Annotated in this window: 26 protein-coding genes; 23 read left to right on the top strand and 3 right to left on the bottom strand. The window is 39.4% G+C overall.

What is annotated here, in order from left to right; genetic code table 11:
- Positions 1-12 precede the first annotated feature (12 nt).
- The gene (locus PL_RS12450) at positions 13-252 is read left to right on the top strand and encodes an acyl carrier protein (RefSeq protein WP_041878484.1); all 240 of its coding nucleotides are present in this window, start codon (positions 13-15) and stop codon (positions 250-252) included.
- Positions 253-401: 149 nt separating this feature from the next.
- Positions 402-1,775: an AMP-binding protein gene (locus PL_RS12445; protein WP_041878486.1), complete on the top strand. Its 1,374-nt coding sequence runs from the start codon at positions 402-404 to the stop codon at positions 1,773-1,775.
- On the opposite strand, the gene PL_RS12440 is transcribed toward PL_RS12445, so the two are convergent.
- Both PL_RS12440 and PL_RS12435 read right to left on the bottom strand, forming a co-directional pair.
- On the bottom strand, positions 1,772-3,103 hold the full coding sequence (locus tag PL_RS12440; RefSeq protein WP_041878488.1) for a mechanosensitive ion channel family protein: 1,332 nt from the start codon (positions 3,101-3,103) through the stop codon (positions 1,772-1,774). The two genes, PL_RS12445 and PL_RS12440, sit on opposite strands and share 4 nt — an antisense overlap.
- Before the next feature lie 31 nt (positions 3,104-3,134).
- The gene (locus tag PL_RS12435) at positions 3,135-3,779 is read right to left on the bottom strand and encodes a hypothetical protein (protein ID WP_041878490.1); all 645 of its coding nucleotides are present in this window, start codon (positions 3,777-3,779) and stop codon (positions 3,135-3,137) included.
- A gap of 268 nt (positions 3,780-4,047) precedes the next feature.
- Between PL_RS12435 and PL_RS12430 the strand changes: the two genes are divergently transcribed.
- From PL_RS12430 to rpsJ, 5 genes are all read left to right on the top strand, one after another.
- Entirely contained in the window at positions 4,048-4,269 is a 222-nt protein-coding gene (locus PL_RS12430) for a VF530 family DNA-binding protein (protein ID WP_041878492.1), read from the top strand.
- A 217-nt stretch (positions 4,270-4,486) separates the two neighbouring features.
- Positions 4,487-4,900 (top strand): 30S ribosomal protein S12, encoded by a 414-nt coding sequence (rpsL, locus tag PL_RS12425; RefSeq protein ID WP_008244597.1) that lies wholly within the window; start codon positions 4,487-4,489, stop codon positions 4,898-4,900.
- Between the two features lie 16 nt (positions 4,901-4,916).
- Positions 4,917-5,384: a 30S ribosomal protein S7 gene (gene rpsG, locus PL_RS12420; RefSeq protein ID WP_041878496.1), complete on the top strand. Its 468-nt coding sequence runs from the start codon at positions 4,917-4,919 to the stop codon at positions 5,382-5,384.
- Positions 5,385-5,400: 16 nt separating this feature from the next.
- Positions 5,401-7,515, top strand: coding sequence for an elongation factor G (gene fusA, locus PL_RS12415; protein ID WP_041878497.1), 2,115 nt, complete (start codon positions 5,401-5,403; stop codon positions 7,513-7,515).
- 64 nt (positions 7,516-7,579) lie between these two features.
- The gene (gene rpsJ, locus PL_RS12410) at positions 7,580-7,885 is read left to right on the top strand and encodes a 30S ribosomal protein S10 (RefSeq protein ID WP_008244591.1); all 306 of its coding nucleotides are present in this window, start codon (positions 7,580-7,582) and stop codon (positions 7,883-7,885) included.
- 82 nt (positions 7,886-7,967) lie between these two features.
- On the opposite strand, the gene PL_RS12405 is transcribed toward rpsJ, so the two are convergent.
- Positions 7,968-8,591 carry a hypothetical protein gene (locus PL_RS12405; protein WP_041878499.1) on the bottom strand — a complete coding sequence of 208 codons (624 nt, stop codon included), beginning with the start codon at positions 8,589-8,591 and terminating at the stop codon, positions 7,968-7,970.
- Between the two features lie 78 nt (positions 8,592-8,669).
- Between PL_RS12405 and PL_RS12400 the strand changes: the two genes are divergently transcribed.
- The 16 genes from PL_RS12400 (at position 8,670) to rpsN (ending at position 16,546) form a co-directional block, all read left to right on the top strand.
- Positions 8,670-9,506: a sulfite exporter TauE/SafE family protein gene (locus PL_RS12400; RefSeq protein ID WP_041878501.1), complete on the top strand. Its 837-nt coding sequence runs from the start codon at positions 8,670-8,672 to the stop codon at positions 9,504-9,506.
- The gene (locus PL_RS12395) at positions 9,506-9,901 is read left to right on the top strand and encodes a DUF1634 domain-containing protein (protein WP_041878503.1); all 396 of its coding nucleotides are present in this window, start codon (positions 9,506-9,508) and stop codon (positions 9,899-9,901) included. Before PL_RS12400 ends, PL_RS12395 begins: the two co-directional genes overlap by 1 nt.
- Before the next feature lie 183 nt (positions 9,902-10,084).
- Complete coding sequence (rplC, locus tag PL_RS12390; protein WP_041878505.1) at positions 10,085-10,702, top strand: 50S ribosomal protein L3; 618 nt, start codon at positions 10,085-10,087, stop codon at positions 10,700-10,702.
- A gap of 4 nt (positions 10,703-10,706) precedes the next feature.
- On the top strand, positions 10,707-11,336 hold the full coding sequence (gene rplD / locus PL_RS12385) for a 50S ribosomal protein L4 (RefSeq protein ID WP_041878506.1): 630 nt from the start codon (positions 10,707-10,709) through the stop codon (positions 11,334-11,336).
- Between the two features lies 1 nt (position 11,337).
- The gene (gene rplW, locus PL_RS12380; protein WP_041878507.1) at positions 11,338-11,628 is read left to right on the top strand and encodes a 50S ribosomal protein L23; all 291 of its coding nucleotides are present in this window, start codon (positions 11,338-11,340) and stop codon (positions 11,626-11,628) included.
- Between the two features lie 23 nt (positions 11,629-11,651).
- Positions 11,652-12,476 carry a 50S ribosomal protein L2 gene (gene rplB / locus PL_RS12375; RefSeq protein ID WP_041878509.1) on the top strand — a complete coding sequence of 275 codons (825 nt, stop codon included), beginning with the start codon at positions 11,652-11,654 and terminating at the stop codon, positions 12,474-12,476.
- Entirely contained in the window at positions 12,476-12,742 is a 267-nt protein-coding gene (gene rpsS, locus PL_RS12370; protein ID WP_008244581.1) for a 30S ribosomal protein S19, read from the top strand. Before rplB ends, rpsS begins: the two co-directional genes overlap by 1 nt.
- 7 nt (positions 12,743-12,749) lie before the next feature.
- The gene (rplV, locus tag PL_RS12365) at positions 12,750-13,112 is read left to right on the top strand and encodes a 50S ribosomal protein L22 (protein ID WP_012780780.1); all 363 of its coding nucleotides are present in this window, start codon (positions 12,750-12,752) and stop codon (positions 13,110-13,112) included.
- Between the two features lie 5 nt (positions 13,113-13,117).
- On the top strand, positions 13,118-13,978 hold the full coding sequence (gene rpsC, locus PL_RS12360; RefSeq protein ID WP_041878513.1) for a 30S ribosomal protein S3: 861 nt from the start codon (positions 13,118-13,120) through the stop codon (positions 13,976-13,978).
- 38 nt (positions 13,979-14,016) lie between these two features.
- Entirely contained in the window at positions 14,017-14,439 is a 423-nt protein-coding gene (gene rplP, locus PL_RS12355; protein ID WP_041878515.1) for a 50S ribosomal protein L16, read from the top strand.
- Between the two features lie 75 nt (positions 14,440-14,514).
- Positions 14,515-14,724 (top strand): 50S ribosomal protein L29, encoded by a 210-nt coding sequence (gene rpmC / locus PL_RS12350; RefSeq protein WP_041878521.1) that lies wholly within the window; start codon positions 14,515-14,517, stop codon positions 14,722-14,724.
- A gap of 13 nt (positions 14,725-14,737) precedes the next feature.
- Positions 14,738-14,992 carry a 30S ribosomal protein S17 gene (rpsQ, locus tag PL_RS12345; protein WP_037442595.1) on the top strand — a complete coding sequence of 85 codons (255 nt, stop codon included), beginning with the start codon at positions 14,738-14,740 and terminating at the stop codon, positions 14,990-14,992.
- A 1-nt stretch (position 14,993) separates the two neighbouring features.
- Positions 14,994-15,362, top strand: a complete 369-nt coding sequence (gene rplN, locus PL_RS12340; RefSeq protein WP_041878524.1) for a 50S ribosomal protein L14 — start codon at positions 14,994-14,996, stop codon at positions 15,360-15,362.
- A gap of 1 nt (position 15,363) precedes the next feature.
- Complete coding sequence (gene rplX / locus PL_RS12335) at positions 15,364-15,705, top strand: 50S ribosomal protein L24 (RefSeq protein WP_041878526.1); 342 nt, start codon at positions 15,364-15,366, stop codon at positions 15,703-15,705.
- A complete protein-coding gene (gene rplE / locus PL_RS12330; protein ID WP_041878528.1) occupies positions 15,705-16,277 on the top strand; it encodes a 50S ribosomal protein L5 in 573 nt (190 codons plus the stop codon). Before rplX ends, rplE begins: the two co-directional genes overlap by 1 nt.
- Positions 16,277-16,546 (top strand): 30S ribosomal protein S14, encoded by a 270-nt coding sequence (gene rpsN / locus PL_RS12325; protein WP_041878530.1) that lies wholly within the window; start codon positions 16,277-16,279, stop codon positions 16,544-16,546. The genes rplE and rpsN overlap by 1 nt, the downstream gene beginning before the upstream one ends.
- Positions 16,547-16,674: the final 128 nt, after the last annotated feature.

Below are 16,674 nucleotides of genomic sequence, written 5' to 3'. Positions count from 1 at the left end.
AAACGAAACAACATGAGCATGTCACCAAAATTACAAGAAGTTTTTGCTACTGCCTTAGCACTTCCTGCTGATCAGATCACTAACGACCTGGCTTATCAGAGTGTACCGGAATGGGATTCCATGTCACATATGATTCTTATTGCAGAACTGGAATCTAAATATTCAATTACTATTGAAACCGAAGATTTACTGGAAATGAATGATGTTACCAATGTCATAACGGGATTAAAAAAATACGGAGTAGAGGCTTAATTAAACATGTCTCTGCAGATTACCTCTATAGTATCCGGAAATCATTGAAAAGAAGATGATTTCCGGATACTCAATACCTGGCCGGCTGCCTGAAAAGATTCACTTGCTTTTAAGAGGGATCATTCCTATGAAAAACAAAATACAACAGCATGAAACTTTACGATTTAATACAAAGCAATAAAAATCTGGTTTTTACAGATGCGCTGACAGATCTATCCTATAGTGTCAGTGAATTTCATCAGTCTATCAGCATAGATGATAAAAAAGCAGTGGTGTTTTTATATACAGATAATATGATCGGTTCGGTAGAAGTGTTTTTAAACTTTCTGCAAAGCCGTTTTACAGTAACCTTATTAAGCCCGCAACTGGATATACAGTTTAAGCTGGAACTGGAACAGGCTTATCAGCCTTATTATATCTATGATCCTTCCCGTACCGAAATTGATGGATTCAGTGCTTATACTGCCTCTTCAAGGATTCAATTGTTCAAAAATGAGTCTGAGCCGGATTATCCGGTACATGAAGAGATCAAATTATTGCTGAGTACTTCAGGAACGACAGGCTCTCCAAAATTTGTCAAGTTATCAGATCAGAACTTAGTACAGAATGCCCATTCCATTCTTGAATTCCTTCCTATCCTGGAAACTGATGTAACACCATTGAATGTGCCCATCATTTTTGTCTACGGCTTATCTATTTTTACCAGTAATTGTATTGCCGGCGGAAGAATGATCTGTACCAACAGGGATATTTTACAGAAAACCTTCTGGGAAGATTTTGATAAATATGCCTGTACCTCTATCGGTGGTGTGCCCTATGTTTATGAGATGCTTAACCGCATCGGCTTTTTCAAAAAAGTATATCCTTCATTAAGATATATGACACAGACTGGCGGAATTCTTAACCGTACACTGGTGCAGGTGCTGGCCGAACACAGTACCAGACAGGAAACACAGTTTTTTGTCATGTACGGACAGACCGAAGCTGCCGGAAGAATGGCTTATCTGCCGCCCGCTGATCTGTTTACTAAAAATACTTCAATCGGTATTCCGATTAAAAACGGAAGTTTTGAGATTGACCCGGACAGCAGTGAACTGATCTATCTTGGACCTAATATTTTTGGTGGTTATGCCAAAAAGCCCGAAGATCTGAACACCTTTCATCATAGTGAACGTTTACAGACAGGCGATGTAGGCAGAAAAGATGAAGATGGTTATTACTATATCACCGGAAGGATCAAAAGGATTGTTAAATTATTCGGAACCCGGATGAATCTGGACGAAGTAGAGCTGATTCTTAAAAATGCACTGGGCGGGGAAACTTTTGTCTGCATGGGTATCGAAGATAAATCTATACTGGTACTTCATTTAAATGAAGAACTGGTAGCAGATCAGGTGAAATCGATATTGAAAGAGAAACTAAACGTGCATCCGAGTATGGTTAAAGTTAAATTCGTGGAGTCGGTTCCGCTGACACCAAATGGTAAGATAGATTACAGTACTGCGATCCAGCTGATGGATTAAAGTTTAGCCGGATTTGAAACCGGTTGACGGCTGACTGTTAAAGGATCATTAAAGCTAATGGTGGTGGTGTCTCCTGAAGCCTCAGTTTCGTAAATCTGCAGGTCAAAATAACGGGCGGCTGCAATCATATGGTCAAAAATATCGGCCATGATGTATTCGTAGTCGGCCCATTTTGTCGTGCTGGTAAAGGCATAAAGCTCAATGGGTAAACCATTGGGTGTAGGGGCAAGATGTCTGACCATCATCGTCATTTTTTTATGCGTGCCCGAATGGCTGTTCAGATAATTATCAATATACTTTCTGTAAAGCCCGGCATTGGTCAGGTTTCTGCCATTGATTAAAAGTGATTTGTCTATACCTAAACGTTCATTGTTTTTATCAATGTCTTTTTGCCGGTGTTCAATATAACTGGTCAGAGACTGAATTTTTTTGAATTCTTCTACTTCTGCAGGAGTGATAAACCGGATGGTTGCCTGTTTAATCAGAATGGCTCTTTTGATTCTTCTGCCACCGGCCTCGCTCATCCCACGCCAGTTCTGAAAAGAATCTGAAATCAGCGAATAGGTAGGAATAGTGGTGATGGTTTTATCGAAGTTCTGTACTTTAACTGTAGTCAGGTTAATGGCAATAACATCTCCGTCGGCCCCGTATTTTGTCATCGTGATCCAGTCGCCAATTCTTACCGTATCATTGGCCGTTACCTGTATACTGGCCACAAAACCCATGATAGTATCCTTAAACATCAATAGTAATACAGCCGAAATGGCACCCATTGCCGTAAAAAATGCAATTGGAGATTGTCCGGTTAAATGCGAAAATATAACTACAGCCCCCATCAGATAGAGGATCATCCTGATCACCTGTATATAGCTGTCTATCGGTTTTTCCCGGAAAGTGGATTTAGTCCGCAGGTCATCGCCGCTGGCTTTAATCAGTGCCATCAGCATCCAGATCACAATAAATACCATATAAACATCAGTAATGGCATTCATCGGTTTGATCATATCCGGGAAATCTGAAAACAGAGTCGGAATGACTGCATTAACCAGTATCAGCGGAGCGCACTGAGCCAGGAAATGCGGGAACCGGTTATTGAGTAAATGATGAAAGAATTTAAATTTTGAACGTTTACTAAAACGGATTAATGCAATCCGGAGTATCCGTCTTACTACATAATGAAAAACATAAACAATTCCGATCAGGGCAAAAAGGAGCAGGAAAAGATTGACAAAAGCTGCCAGATCTTCGGGCACGCCCCATTTAACCAGCAAATCATAAGTCCAGCGGCTGCTCGTGTTTAAAGTATGGGTAAATTTAAATTCTCTCATTCAGATTCTTCAATATTCCGGATGGCTGTACTTAACGGGCTTTAAAAAAACTTTCTTTTAATTTTTGTGCATCTATTAGCGGTGCAGGCTCATCCAGTCTGATTAACCAGCCTTTTTGTTTCAGTAAAGCAATTTCCACCTTGGCTACAGAAAGATCTTTTCCTTTGATGTTTTCACGATAGGTCAAAGGTGCGGGAGGTTCAATGTTGGCTGCGGTAGAGAACAGTATTTCAATATTGAATTTTGGCCACAGTTGTATATCTCCGAGATTGGCTGAGAAAATCTTTTTTGCACTGTGTGCAGGTATAACTGCTGCAAATTCACCTTTATAGTTCCCGCCTTTTTCTGTCGTTAAAGTAGCCAGTAACTGGAAAGACGTTTCGTTAAGTAAATTGAAATGTGCAACTGCTGTACTGTGCTGATCGGTAACCAGACCCAGATATACGCCTTCTCTGATAAATTCAGCAACCGGGGCAGCTACTGGCTGACGGTTGGAAACTACGGTGTTTTCATCAGGAATTTCACCATGTACCAAAGTTACTTTTGAAGCCTGCACAGGAATTTCAAAGTCATTTGAATCAGTAACGCCAATAGTGTCCTTGTCAATTATCCGGGTAATATAACCCTCTATATTTTCGTCAACAAAACGGACGAAATCTCCTAAGTTAAAGTTCATATAATTTTCTTTTAGTGGAATCGGTATGCTATTCTATACAAACCTAAGGAAATATATAGAATAATGGAGACCGGGAGGAGGGATTGATCAGGGGATGTCATGCGGCTAACCTGGGTGAGTGTGCAGATCAGTTCCATAGCAGCTCCATAGTGAGTCCACGTTTTTATGGAAAAAGGTGGACTCGACGTGGACTCATTGTGGACTCGGGGTGGACTCATAGCGACTTTATCCGGCTTTCTTTCTATCTTTGCCTGCACAGTGAAATTTTATGGCAGAAGAGAAACAGATTAACAACCCGCTGCACGGGAAAACATTGGAGTTTATACTCAAACAACTGGTCTGGCACTATGGGTGGCCTGAGCTGGGTGCGCTGATTAAGATTGCCTGTTTCAATAATGACCCGAGTCTGAAATCCAGTCTGACTTTTTTAAGAAAGACAGAGTGGGCAAGAAAAAAAGTAGAAAAACTTTATCTGAATACTTTCCATTAAGCTGTTTTCAGGTGTTATGCCTTAGCGTCTTTTGCCGGCGGTAAATAACATTCTGTATCCCGCAAACAGCCTGTAAGTCTGTGTTTTCGTTTTTTTATGTTTCAATGGGATTAAATTTGAGTTAACCCCTTGATTTATAAAATGTATTGTCATACCTTTGCAGTCCCTTATTGAGGGGTAAAGTTTTTAATAACAATATAGAAAAAACAAAAAAACAATGCCAACCATTCAACAATTAGTTAGAAAAGGTAGAGTAGCACTGGAGTTCAAGAGTAAGTCTCCGGCGTTGGACAGTTGTCCACAGCGAAGAGGTGTATGTACACGTGTATATACCACTACCCCTAAAAAACCAAACTCAGCAATGCGTAAAGTAGCGCGTGTACGTTTGACCAATGGAAAAGAAGTTAACGCTTATATTCCTGGAGAAGGTCACAACTTACAGGAGCACTCTATCGTATTGATCCGTGGTGGTCGTGTTAAAGATTTACCAGGTGTACGTTATCACATCATCCGTGGAGCATTAGATACTTCAGGTGTTGCTGGTCGTAACCAACGTCGTTCAAAATACGGTACTAAACGCCCTAAACCAGGACAAGTAGCTGCCGCACCAACAAAAGGTAAAAAGAAATAATTAGGAGGAACAGAAAATGAGAAAGTCAAAACCAAAAAAGAGAATTATCCTTCCTGATCCAAAATTTAACGATGTTCAGGTGACGAGATTTGTAAACAATATGATGTACGATGGAAAAAAATCTATCGCATATTCTATTTTTTATGATGCAGTAGAATTAGCTGAGAAAAAAGCTGGTGAAAACGGATTAGAAGTATGGAAACGTGCTTTAACTAATGTAATGCCTGCAGTAGAGGTTAAGTCACGCCGTGTAGGTGGTGCTAACTTCCAGGTTCCTACAGAAGTTCGTCCTGACCGTAAAATTGCTTTAGGCATGAAATGGTTAATTTCTTATGCACGCAGACGTGGTGAAAAAACCATGAAAGAAAAATTAGCAGGAGAAATCGTTTCAGCTGCTAAAGGTGAAGGCGCTGCAGTGAAAAAGAAAGAAGATACGCACAAAATGGCTGAAGCCAACAAAGCGTTCTCACATTTCCGTTTTTAATTATTGAAAACATAAGATGTCTAGAGATTTAAGATTTACAAGAAACATTGGTATTGCTGCGCACATTGATGCTGGTAAAACCACTACAACAGAGCGTATCCTTTATTATGCTGGTGTTAGTCACAAAATTGGTGAAGTGCACGAAGGTGCTGCAACAATGGACTGGATGGCACAGGAGCAGGAACGTGGTATCACTATTACTTCTGCCGCTACTACTGTTGGTTGGAAATACAGAGGACAGGATTACCATATTAACATCATTGATACACCGGGTCACGTGGATTTTACCGTTGAGGTAAACCGTTCACTGCGTGTATTAGATGGTTTGGTATTCTTATTTTCTGCGGTTGATGGTGTTGAGCCTCAATCTGAAACTAACTGGAGATTAGCTAACAACTACAACGTTGCCCGTATTGGTTTCGTTAACAAGATGGACCGTTCAGGTGCAGACTTCCTGAAAGTTGTCGGACAGGTTAAAAGTATGTTGGGAAGTAATGCAGTTCCATTACAATTACCAATCGGTTCTGAAGATAACTTCACAGGTGTGGTTGATTTAATCAACAACCGTGGTATCGTTTGGAATGAGCATGATAAAGGTATGACCTTTACTGAAGTGCCAATTCCTGAGGATATGATTGATGAGGTTGCTGAGTGGAGAGAAAAATTATTGGAATCAGTTGCTGATTACGATGAGACTTTGATGGAGAAATTCTTCGAAGATCCAAACTCAATTACTGAACGTGAAATCTTAGACGCTTTACGTAAAGCAGTTTTAGATGCTACAATTGTGCCTATGGTTTGTGGTTCATCTTTCAAAAACAAAGGTGTACAAACTATGCTGGACTATGTGATGGAATTATTGCCTTCACCAATGGATTCAGAAGGTATTGTTGGTACTAACCCTAATACTGGTGAAGAAATTTTACGTAAACCAAGTGAAGCAGAGCCTTTTGCAGCTTTAGCATTTAAAATTGCAACAGATCCTTTCGTTGGTCGTTTATGTTTCATCCGTGTATATTCAGGTAACTTAGAAGCAGGTTCATACATTTATAATGCACGTTCTGAAAACAAAGAGCGTATCTCCCGTATCTTCCAGATGCACGCAAACAAGCAAAACCCGATTCCTAATGTTGGAGCTGGTGATATTGCTGCGGTTGTAGGTTTCAAGGATATTAAAACAGGTGATACACTTTGTGAAGAGAAAAACCCAATCGTTCTGGAGTCAATGGTATTCCCTGAGCCGGTTATCGGATTAGCTATTGAGCCTAAAACTCAGGCTGATATCGATAAATTAGGTATGGGCTTATCTAAACTGGCTGAAGAAGATCCTACGTTCAGAGTTCAAACTGATGAGGAAACTGGTCAGACTGTAATCTCTGGTATGGGTGAGCTTCACTTAGACATCCTGATTGACCGTCTTAAACGTGAGTTTAAGGTTGAGGTTAACCAGGGAGCACCACAGGTTGCTTACAAAGAAGCAATCAATGGTACTGTTCAACACCGTGAAACTTATAAAAAACAATCAGGTGGTCGTGGTAAATTCGCGGATATCCAGGTTGTTATATCTCCAATCGATGCTGATTTCGAAAAAGGTGGTTTACAATTCGTAAACGAAATTACAGGTGGTTCAATTCCACGTGAATTTATCCCTTCAGTAGAAAAAGGTTTTGCAGCTTCAATGACTAACGGAGTTTTAGCAGGATACCCACTTCCTGATATGAAAGTTCGTTTAATTGATGGTTCATTCCACGCTGTCGATTCAGATGCTTTATCTTTCGAACTTGCTGCTAAAATGGCATATCGTGAGGCATTACCTAAATGTAACCCGGTATTGATGGAGCCAATCATGAAAATCGAAATCTTAACCCCTGAAGAAAACATGGGTGATGTTATCGGTGACATGAACCGTCGTCGTGGTCAGCTTTTAGGTATGGATACACGTAATGGTTCTCAGGTAATTAAAGCAACTGTACCTCTTTCTGAAATGTTTGGTTATGTAACTCAGTTACGTACTATCACTTCAGGTCGTGCAACGTCTACTATGGAGTTCGATCACTACGAACCAGCTCCTAAAAACGTTATGGATGAGGTAATTGCTAAATCTAAAGGTAGAATCAAATCTGCTGAATAATTTTTAAAATAAACCGGCTGCCTGTTATTAATAGCTCTAACAGGCAGCTTTAAATAAAAATAACATGAGCCAAAGAATCAGAATTAAATTAAAATCTTACGATTACAACTTAGTAGATAAATCTGCTGAGAAAATCGTTAAGACTGTAAAGCCTACGGGTGCAGTTGTTAGTGGACCAATTCCATTGCCAACAGAAAAGAAAATCTTCACTGTTTTACGTTCACCACACGTGAACAAAAAAGCACGTGAGCAGTTTCAATTATGTGCATACAAACGTTTGTTAGATATTTATAGCTCTAACTCTAAAACTGTTGATGCTTTGATGAAACTTGAATTACCTAGCGGTGTTGAAGTAGAAATTAAGGTTTAATGCTTTTTTAGATTACAACAAAAAAGGCCTCCGGATTTCCGGAGGCCTTTTTTGTTTATTTGATTTTAGGATTGAGGATCAGTTAGATACCTCTGCTTTTATATTCGTCAAGTTTGTTGCGTTCATCCTGCAGTTCCCTTGCTAATTTCTTTTCTTTCTCATTCGCCTTCACTTTATAAGCCTGGTATTCCTGAGAGATTTCTTCATAAAGTCCGCTTCTGTATTTCGCTTCATGTATGTTTTTGGCAGATCTGATCGTGACAAAGGCAAAGCCCAGTGCCAGGACAATGATCAGCGTCCATACGATCGTATTATAAGTCCCTTTGGCAAAAGAAATTCCCAGAAAGGTAATCTCATTTACCTTTGAGTTTGAACTGGCCAGCGAGCTTTGATTTCCTTTGATCTGATTATTCAGATCGGCAATTGTTTTTGCCTGTTCAGCTACTTTGGCATTGGCACTTTTATAGGTACTCCGTTCTTTTCTGATCGAATCAGTAACACTTTTATAAAAAGCAGAAAGCCTGTAAGGATTAATCAGTTTATAGGTATTGAGTGTTTTTGATTTTGACAGCATAAACTCGTACTGGCCTTTTAAGCTCGGATCAGTTTTAGTACTGTCAACAGGTGGTTTTACCTGGGCACCTGCCTGTATAAAAGACAGGTTAATCATCACAAGGGTAAGGAGCGGGAATAAAAATTTGTTCATTTGGAATAGATTATTTATAATTTAACAATGAGATTTTAATTTTATTGTGTTTTGATTGTAGATAGTATATTTGTCTCAATGTCGGTATTACTATTTACAATTATTGTCTTAGCGGGTGCTTTTTTAGCAGGACTTGTCGGTTCTTTAACTGGTCTGGGTGGCGGAGTGATCATAATTCCCTTATTAACACTGGTTTTGGGTGTTGATATTCATTATGCTATCGGCGCCTCAATTGTTTCTGTTATTGCAACTTCCTCGGGGTCGGCAGCGGCTTATGTTAAAGAAGGGATAACCAATATCCGTATCGGAATGTTTCTGGAAATTGCAACCACGATAAGTGCGGTCATAGGGGCGGTGATTACTGTTTATATCAATCCCGGCTATATAGCTGTTATTTTTGGCTGTATCCTGCTTTTCTCTGCGGCGATGATGGTCAGGAAAAAAGTAGATCACTCTGATGACAGAGCGACAGGCGTGCTGGCTAATTTCTTTAAATTAAACGGCAGTTATCCGACTGCTGACGGAACAGTTAAGTACGGTGTACATAATGTAATAGGCGGCTTTATAATGATGTTTATTGCCGGTATTATCTCTGGTTTACTTGGGATAGGGTCCGGGGCTTTAAAAGTAGTCGCGATGGATAATATCATGCGTCTGCCTTTTAAGGTATCTACAACCACCAGTAATTTTATGATGGGCGTGACCGCTGCAGCGAGTGCAATTGTCTATCTGCATCGTGGTCAGATTGATCCTGGAATAGCTATGCCGGTTACGCTGGGTGTACTGACAGGCGCAACAGTCGGCTCAAAATTGCTGGTGAAAACAAATACAGACAAACTAAAGATTATATTTGCCGTGGTGGTAACTTTCCTGGCACTGCAAATGATTTATAACGGATTATCGGGAAAATTGTAATGAAACAGACAGGTAAACATTATTTCGCAGATAAAGACATACAGGTAATCCTGGGGACTTTGCTTCGTGTAGGAGTGATCGCTTCGATGCTGATTGTTTTTATCGGAGGGCTGATTTATCTGAGTGGATACAGTCGTGAAATTATCGATTACAGCGTTTTTAATCCTTCAAAAACAAAATATTCTTCGATTCTGGCTATCTTTCAGGGACTGAGTGCATTAGACGGAAAGGCAATTATACAGTTCGGTACATTACTGCTGATTTTTACGCCTGTGACCAGGGTTGTGTTTTCAATTTTCGGCTTCCTGATTGAGCGGGATTATTTATATGTGCTGATCGGACTGTTTGTCCTGTGTGTAATTCTGATCAGTTTGAGTAACAAGCTGGTAGGATAAAATCTCGCTTAACTGCGTTTTATCAGATCTCTTCAAAAATATTAGCAATTATTTGCAAAATAAATTCGCTAACTATTTGATCATTAAGATTTATTTCTTATTTTTGCCCTCCCTTAATAGGGATGTGTATCCACCTTGAACGAAGCCCTACTGCTTCGATGGGTGTTAAATTAAAAAAAGAAAATGTCAGGTATTATTGGAAAAAAAGTAGGAATGACCAGCATTTTCGACGCCGATGGAAAAAACATTCCATGTACGGTGATCGAAGCTGGGCCTTGTGTAGTTACACAGGTTAAGACCGCAGAAAAAGACGGTTACGTTTCAGTTCAGTTAGGCTTCGATGAAGCTAAAGAAAAGAACACCACCAAGCCTTTGAAAGGCCATTTTGCGAAAGCAAGCACAACTCCAAAACGCAAGTTGGTAGAATTTGAACCGTTTGAGGAATCGTTGAATTTAGGCGATACTGTAACGGTTAACATTTTTGCTGAAGGCGATTATGTTGATGTAGTTGGTACTTCAAAAGGTAAAGGTTTTCAGGGTGTTGTGAAACGCCATGGATTTGCGGGTGTGGGTGGACAAACTCACGGTCAGCATAACAGAATGCGTGCGCCAGGTTCATTGGGTGCGGCTTCGTATCCAGCACGTGTATTTAAAGGTATGCGTATGGCAGGTAGAATGGGTGGAGATAGAGTGAAGGTTCAAAACTTACAGGTTTTGAAAGTTTATGCAGATCAAAATCTTGTTGTAGTTAGTGGTTCCATTCCAGGAGCTAAAGGTTCTTACGTAATCTTAGACAAGTAAGCAGATGGAATTAAATGTAGTAAACATTTCAGGAAAAGAGACAGGTGCCAAGGTGCAACTTCCTGAGTCGGTATTTGGTGTAACACCTAGCGATCATGCAATTTATTTAGATGTTAAACAGTATTTGGCTAATCAACGTCAGGGTACTCACAAGTCTAAACAACGTAATGAAATCGCTGGTTCAACACGTAAATTGTACAAACAAAAAGGAACTGGTGGTGCTCGTGCGGGTAGTATCAAATCTCCATTGTTCAATGGTGGTGGTCGTGTATTCGGTCCTCAACCACGTGATTACAGTTTTAAACTGAACAAAAAATTAAAATCTCTGGCACGTAAATCTGCGTTGTCATACAAAGCTCAGGATAACAATATCCTTGTTTTAGAAGATTTTACTTTTGATTCAATCAAAACTAAAAATTACGTATCGTTAGTTAATGCTTTAAGCTTAACTGGTGAAAAAACTTTGTTGGTTTTACCAGTACAGGATAACAATATTTATTTATCAAGCAGAAACATTCAGAAAGTAAAAGTAATTACTGTAGATCAGATCAATACATATGATGTATTAAACTGTGGTAAACTTTTGTTAACTGCAAACACTGTTAAAACATTGGGGGAGGCATTTGCCAAGTAATATGGAATTTTTAAAGAAACCAATACTAACCGAAAAAGCATCTGCACTTACAGAAAAGTCTAGTCGCTTTACTTTCCAGGTTGAACACAAAGCAAACAAATTGCAGATTAAACAGGCTATCGAAAAAATGTATGGTGTTAACATCCTTGCAATCAATACTATGGTTGTAAACGGAAAGTTAAAATCAAGAAATACAAAAGGTGGTTTAGTTACGGGTCGTAGCCCTAAATACAAAAAAGCGATTGTTACTCTGGCAGCAGGTGAAACAATTGATTATTACGCGAACATTTAATAAGAATTGAATATTTTATAACTATGGGCTTAAGAAAATTTAAACCAGTCACTCCGGGTACCCGCTTTAGAGTTGGGGCCAGTTTTTCGGAGATTACAGCAACCAAGCCCGAAAAATCATTGGTTGTTTCTTCTAAGAAATCGGGAGGACGTAACAATACAGGAAAGATGACTATGCGCTACATGGGTGGTGGTCACAAAAAATCTTACCGTTTAATTGATTTTAAACGTGATAAGTTTGATATTCCTGCAACAGTTGCTACTGTTGAATACGATCCGAACCGTACTGCGCGTATCGCATTATTACATTATGCTGATGGTGAGAAACGTTACATTATTTCACCAGAAGGCTTACAAGTTGGGCAAAAAGTATTATCAGGTGATACTGCAACTCCGGAAATCGGAAATGCTTTAAAATTATCAAATATCCCGTTGGGATCAATTGTACACAACGTGGAGATTCATCCAGGTCGTGGAGCTCAATTGGCTCGTAGCGCTGGTGCTTATGCACAATTAGCTGCTCGTGATGGTAAATATGCGACATTGAAAATGCCATCAGGTGAGACAAGATTAATCTTGACTACTTGTTTAGCAACAATCGGATCTGTTTCAAACTCAGATCACGCAAATGAAGTATTAGGTAAAGCAGGTCGTAAACGTTGGTTAGGACGTCGTCCTAGAACACGTCCGGTTGCGATGAACCCTGTCGATCACCCAATGGGTGGTGGTGAAGGTCGTTCATCAGGTGGTCAGCCTAGATCAAGAAATGGCATGTATGCTAAAGGCTTCAAGACCCGTCAACTTAAAAAATACTCAAATCGTTTCATCATAGAGAAAAGGAAGAAATAATGGCTCGTTCGATTAAAAAAGGACCTTATATTGACCATAACGTAGAGAAGAAAGTAGTATCTATGAATGATTCAGGCAAAAAGTCTGTCATTAAAACTTGGTCTCGCAGATCAATGATCTCACCAGATTTCGTGGGTCATACATTTGCAGTGCATAACGGTAATAAATTTATACCGGTATACGTAACAGAAAACATGGTTGGTCACAAGCTGGGAGAGTTTGCTCCAACCAGAACATTTAGGGGTCACTCTGAAAAGAAAAAATAATTAAGAGATGGAAGCAGTAGCGAAATTAAACAATTGTCCAACCTCACCACGTAAGATGCGTTTGGTTGTAGATCTTATCAGAGGTGAGCGTGTTGAGAAAGCATTACATATTTTAAAATTCACCAATAAAGATGCAGCAATAAGAGTTGAAAAACTTTTGTTATCAGCAATCAAAAACTGGGAAACTAAAAATGAAGGTTCTCGCCCTGAAGAAAACCAATTATATGTGAAAACTATAATGGTTGGTGGCGGCCGTCAGTTGAAAAGACTGAGACCAGCACCTCAAGGTCGTGGTTACAGAATACGTAAGCGTTCTAACCATGTAACTTTGATAGTAGATAGTAAAAACGTTGAAACTCAAACTAATTAGTAGAAATGGGACAAAAAGCACATCCAATAGGAAACAGGTTAGGAATCATCAGAGGTTGGGATTCTAACTGGTTCGGTGGCAACAACTATGCTGACAAATTAGTTGAGGACGAAAAAATAAGAAAATACCTTTCTGTGCGTATCGCAAAAGGAGGAGTAGCTAAAGTAGTTATCGAACGTACGTTAAAACGTATCACTGTAACTATCCACACTGCACGTCCCGGTATCGTAATCGGTAAAGCAGGAGCTGAGGTTGATAAAATCAAAGAAGAGTTAAAGAAACTGACTAAAAAGGAAATTCAAATTAACATCTTTGAGATCAAACGTCCTGAGCTTGATGCACAACTGGTAGCAGAAGGTGTAGCAAAACAATTAGAAGCAAGGATCTCTTTCCGTAGAGCCATGAAGTCAACTATCGCATCAACAATGCGTATGGGAGCTGAAGGTATCAAGATAATGACTTCAGGTCGTTTAGGTGGAGCAGAGATGGCTCGTAACGAGCAGTATAAAGAAGGAAGAATTCCTTTGCATACTTTCCGTGCTGATATTGACTATGCATTAGCTGAGGCATTAACTACCTATGGTAAGATTGGTGTTAAAGTATGGATCTGTAAAGGCGAAGTTTATGGTAAACGTGATCTTTCTCCAAACATTGGTGCAGTAAGTAACGCTCCTGGTAAAGGTGGCAGACCTGAAGGTGCTTTTGGTGCAGGTGGCAGAGACAGAGATAACCGTGGCGGTGGTGACAGAAGAAACGACAACAAAGGTGGTCGTGGAAGAGGTCCAGGTCAGGGTGGTCCAGGTCAAGGCGGTCCAGGTAGAGATAATAGAGGCGGAAACACTCCTAACAGAGGTCCTCGTAAATAATTAGTTAACAGATCGTTTTACGATAATATTAAGATAAAATGTTACAGCCAAAAAGAACGAAGTTCAGAAAGATGCAAAAGGGCAGAATGAAAGGTTTAGCTACACGTGGAGCTGAATTATCATTCGGGTCTTTCGGGATTAAATCTTTAGAGGCGACCTGGATTACAAGTCGTCAGATAGAGGCAGCCCGTATTGCGGTAACTCGTTTCATGAAACGTGAAGGCCAAGTGTGGATTAGAATTTTCCCGGACAAACCGGTAACTAAGAAACCAGCTGAAGTACGTATGGGTAAAGGTAAAGGTGCTCCAGAGTACTGGGTAGCTGTTGTTAGACCAGGACGCATCATTTTTGAAGCTGAAGGTGTACCTCTAGAAGTTGCTAAAGAAGCAATGAGATTAGCTGCTCAAAAATTACCTATCCAAACAAAATTTGTAGTACGTAGAGATTACGTAGAAGCATAGAAAAAAGTTTTGGGGTCAATGTTGTAAGTAACTTGTTATTATAACCGCTAGACCCAGAACATAAAAATTAATAAAATGAAGAACTCAGAAATCACAGGGCTTTCAACAGAAGAACTAGTAGTCAGGATTGCAGAAGAGAAAGAAAACTTAGTTAAGTTAAAATTTGCACATACAATTTCGGCTATAGAGAATCCTACCCGCATTACTAAGGTAAGAAAAGACATCGCCCGATTAAATACTGAAATGACTAAGCGTAAAGCACAGTCAGCTAGTGAAACTAAATAACTTTAGAGTCGAAATGGAAAGACAATTAAGAAAAACAAGAACCGGGTTGGTGGTAAGCAACAAAATGGATAAATCTGTTGTTGTAGCGGTAGAACGTAAAGTGAAGCACCCGATCTATGGTAAGTTTGTTAAGAAAACTACCAAATTTATGGCTCATGACGAGAAAAACGATTGTGGTATTGGTGATACAGTACTTATCATGGAGACTCGTCCGCTGAGTAAAAACAAGAACTGGAGATTAGTGGAAATTTTAGAAAGGGCTAAATAACATGGTACAACAGGAATCAAGATTAAACGTAGCCGACAATAGCGGCGCAAAACAAGTATTGGTTATCCGTGTACTTGGTGGAACCGGAAAGAGATACGCTTCTATTGGTGACAAAATCGTTGTTACCGTTAAAAGTGCATTGCCTTCAGGTAACATTAAAAAAGGAACCGTTTCTAAAGCAGTTGTTGTAAGAACAAAGAAAGAGATCAGACGTAAAGATGGTTCTTACATCCGTTTCGACGATAATGCAGCAGTCTTATTAAATGCACAAGATGAGCCGCGTGGAACACGTATTTTTGGCCCGGTAGCGAGAGAACTGCGTGAGAAACAATTCATGAAAATTGTATCATTAGCACCGGAGGTATTATAAAATGAAAAATAAAGTAACTGTTCAGCCAAAAATTAAAATCCGTAAAGGAGATTTAGTAAAGGTTATCGCTGGTGATTCAAGAGGCCAGGAAGGTAAAGTACTTTCTGTATTAATTACTAAAAGCAGAGTACTGGTAGAAGGTGTAAACCTTGTATCTAAACATACAAAACCAAATGCTGCTACTCCAAACGGAGGTATCATTAAAAAAGAAGCTGCTCTTCATATTTCTAACGTTGCGTTAATTGATCCTAAATCAGGAAAAACTACGCGTGTTGGCAGAAAGCTTAATGCTGATGGGAAATTAGTTAGGGTATCTAAAAAATCAGGAGAGGAGATCAAATAATGACTTACATACCAAGATTAAAGACTAAATACAAAGAGGAAATTGTAACTGCTCTTAAAGAGAAGTTCAATTACAAAAGCGTAATGCAGGTTCCTAAGTTAACTAAGATATCTGTCAACCAAGGTGTTGGTCGTTTCTCTGTAACTGATAAGAAGATTATGGATAGCTCTATTTTAGAGATGTCTACAATCACTGGTCAGCAGGCAGTAGGTGCGAAATCTAAAAAAGATATCTCAAACTTCAAATTACGTAAAGGTATGCCGGTAGGTGTACGTGTAACTTTACGTGATAACAACATGTTTGAGTTTTTAGATCGTTTAATTTCCGTAGCTTTGCCACGTATCCGTGACTTCAAAGGTATTAACGACAAAGGATTTGATGGAAAAGGTAACTACACATTAGGTATTACTGAACAAATCATCTTCCCTGAGATCAACATTGATAAAATCAGTAAGATTTTAGGTATGGATATTACCTTTGTAACATCTGCAACAACTGATGTTGAAGCAATGGAACTTTTAAAGCAATTTGGATTACCGTTTAAAAACCAAACTCTTAATACAGATCAATAATGGCAAAAGAAGGTGTAAAAGCTCGCGAAATTAAGCGCCAGAGATTGGTAGCTAAGTATGCAGACAAACGTGCAGAATTAAAAGCTGCAGGTGATTTCGAAGGATTAGATAAGTTACCAAAAAACTCATCACCAGTACGTTTACACAACCGTTGTAAATTAACTGGCCGTCCACGTGGTTACATGCGTACTTTCGGTATATCAAGGGTTACATTCCGTGATATGGCATTAGCAGGAAAAATTCCTGGAGTTACCAAAGCAAGCTGGTAAAATCGTTTTACGTTAGAAAGTTTTACGCATCATGCGTTTAACTTCTAACGTTATACGTTTAAATAGAAAAATTAACCGATGGAAGGTCGCTCCGAATAGTTCGGAAAGGAAACCACTATCACAAATCA

The organism is Pedobacter lusitanus, from assembly GCF_040026395.1.
GTDB classification, from domain to species: Bacteria; Bacteroidota; Bacteroidia; order Sphingobacteriales; family Sphingobacteriaceae; genus Pedobacter; species Pedobacter lusitanus.
This window is presented reverse-complemented; position numbering and strand designations above follow the sequence as displayed.

What these genes read in the sequence shown, in the direction of transcription:
- PL_RS12450 (WP_041878484.1), top strand. Translation starts at nt 13, where the DNA reads ATGAGCATGTCACCAAAATTACAAGAAGTTTTTGCTACTGCCTTAGCA.
- PL_RS12445 (WP_041878486.1), top strand. Translation starts at nt 402, where the DNA reads ATGAAACTTTACGATTTAATACAAAGCAATAAAAATCTGGTTTTTACA.
- PL_RS12440 (WP_041878488.1), bottom strand. Translation starts at nt 3,103, where the DNA reads ATGAGAGAATTTAAATTTACCCATACTTTAAACACGAGCAGCCGCTGG.
- PL_RS12435 (WP_041878490.1), bottom strand. Translation starts at nt 3,779, where the DNA reads ATGAACTTTAACTTAGGAGATTTCGTCCGTTTTGTTGACGAAAATATA.
- PL_RS12430 (WP_041878492.1), top strand. Translation starts at nt 4,048, where the DNA reads ATGGCAGAAGAGAAACAGATTAACAACCCGCTGCACGGGAAAACATTG.
- rpsL (WP_008244597.1), top strand. Translation starts at nt 4,487, where the DNA reads ATGCCAACCATTCAACAATTAGTTAGAAAAGGTAGAGTAGCACTGGAG.
- rpsG (WP_041878496.1), top strand. Translation starts at nt 4,917, where the DNA reads ATGAGAAAGTCAAAACCAAAAAAGAGAATTATCCTTCCTGATCCAAAA.
- fusA (WP_041878497.1), top strand. Translation starts at nt 5,401, where the DNA reads ATGTCTAGAGATTTAAGATTTACAAGAAACATTGGTATTGCTGCGCAC.
- rpsJ (WP_008244591.1), top strand. Translation starts at nt 7,580, where the DNA reads ATGAGCCAAAGAATCAGAATTAAATTAAAATCTTACGATTACAACTTA.
- PL_RS12405 (WP_041878499.1), bottom strand. Translation starts at nt 8,591, where the DNA reads ATGAACAAATTTTTATTCCCGCTCCTTACCCTTGTGATGATTAACCTG.
- PL_RS12400 (WP_041878501.1), top strand. Translation starts at nt 8,670, where the DNA reads ATGTCGGTATTACTATTTACAATTATTGTCTTAGCGGGTGCTTTTTTA.
- PL_RS12395 (WP_041878503.1), top strand. Translation starts at nt 9,506, where the DNA reads ATGAAACAGACAGGTAAACATTATTTCGCAGATAAAGACATACAGGTA.
- rplC (WP_041878505.1), top strand. Translation starts at nt 10,085, where the DNA reads ATGTCAGGTATTATTGGAAAAAAAGTAGGAATGACCAGCATTTTCGAC.
- rplD (WP_041878506.1), top strand. Translation starts at nt 10,707, where the DNA reads ATGGAATTAAATGTAGTAAACATTTCAGGAAAAGAGACAGGTGCCAAG.
- rplW (WP_041878507.1), top strand. Translation starts at nt 11,338, where the DNA reads ATGGAATTTTTAAAGAAACCAATACTAACCGAAAAAGCATCTGCACTT.
- rplB (WP_041878509.1), top strand. Translation starts at nt 11,652, where the DNA reads ATGGGCTTAAGAAAATTTAAACCAGTCACTCCGGGTACCCGCTTTAGA.
- rpsS (WP_008244581.1), top strand. Translation starts at nt 12,476, where the DNA reads ATGGCTCGTTCGATTAAAAAAGGACCTTATATTGACCATAACGTAGAG.
- rplV (WP_012780780.1), top strand. Translation starts at nt 12,750, where the DNA reads ATGGAAGCAGTAGCGAAATTAAACAATTGTCCAACCTCACCACGTAAG.
- rpsC (WP_041878513.1), top strand. Translation starts at nt 13,118, where the DNA reads ATGGGACAAAAAGCACATCCAATAGGAAACAGGTTAGGAATCATCAGA.
- rplP (WP_041878515.1), top strand. Translation starts at nt 14,017, where the DNA reads ATGTTACAGCCAAAAAGAACGAAGTTCAGAAAGATGCAAAAGGGCAGA.
- rpmC (WP_041878521.1), top strand. Translation starts at nt 14,515, where the DNA reads ATGAAGAACTCAGAAATCACAGGGCTTTCAACAGAAGAACTAGTAGTC.
- rpsQ (WP_037442595.1), top strand. Translation starts at nt 14,738, where the DNA reads ATGGAAAGACAATTAAGAAAAACAAGAACCGGGTTGGTGGTAAGCAAC.
- rplN (WP_041878524.1), top strand. Translation starts at nt 14,994, where the DNA reads ATGGTACAACAGGAATCAAGATTAAACGTAGCCGACAATAGCGGCGCA.
- rplX (WP_041878526.1), top strand. Translation starts at nt 15,364, where the DNA reads ATGAAAAATAAAGTAACTGTTCAGCCAAAAATTAAAATCCGTAAAGGA.
- rplE (WP_041878528.1), top strand. Translation starts at nt 15,705, where the DNA reads ATGACTTACATACCAAGATTAAAGACTAAATACAAAGAGGAAATTGTA.
- rpsN (WP_041878530.1), top strand. Translation starts at nt 16,277, where the DNA reads ATGGCAAAAGAAGGTGTAAAAGCTCGCGAAATTAAGCGCCAGAGATTG.